This is a genomic window from Paracoccus sediminilitoris (assembly GCF_003259195.1).
GTDB lineage: Bacteria > Pseudomonadota > Alphaproteobacteria > Rhodobacterales > Rhodobacteraceae > Paracoccus > Paracoccus sediminilitoris.
In genome coordinates, this window is record NZ_QJPK01000083.1 from 1 (window position 1) to 586 (window position 586).

The following is a 586-nucleotide window of genomic DNA, read 5'->3' on the forward strand; positions in this document are numbered from 1 at the left end:
ATAGAATCCGCTTCAAACCGAGGAGACGGAGGATGAAGCGATCGAGGTTCAGCGAGGAGCAGATCATCGCAATGCTGAAGGAGCAGGGTCGACGCACTGCGTCGACGGGATGCCCACGGCCGATGTCTGCCGCAAGCACGGGGTGAGTTCTGCAACATTCTACAAATACAAGGCCAAGTATGGCGGGCTCGAGGTGTCGGATGCGCGACGGCTGAGGGCGCTGGAGGAGGAAAACGGCAAGCTCGAGAAGCTGCTCGCCGAAGCGATGCTCGACAATGCCATCCTAAAGGATGTCGCGGCAAAAAAATGGTAGCGCCCGGTGTGAAGCGGGAGGCGGTGGCGCATGTCGTGGAGATCCACGGGGTGAGCCAGCGCCGGGCGTGCCAAGCCTTGGCCGTGGATCGGTCAAGCGTGCGCTATCGCGAGCCGTGCGCCCCGACGACGCCGAGGCGCGGGTAGCGATGAAGGCCGTCGCGGCAGAGCGGCGGCGCTTCGGCTGCCGTCGCATCCACATCATGTTCGAACGCCAGGGGATCGTGATGAACCTCAAGAAGCTCAGGCGGCTCTACCGCGAGGAGAAGCTTCA

The 586-nt window shown here is 62.8% G+C and carries 1 pseudogene; it reads left to right on the top strand.

Features of this window, described 5'->3' with window-relative positions:
- Positions 1-32: 32 nt before the first annotated feature.
- A pseudogene (locus DKT70_RS18590) lies at positions 33-586 on the top strand (transposase); the annotation flags it as partial.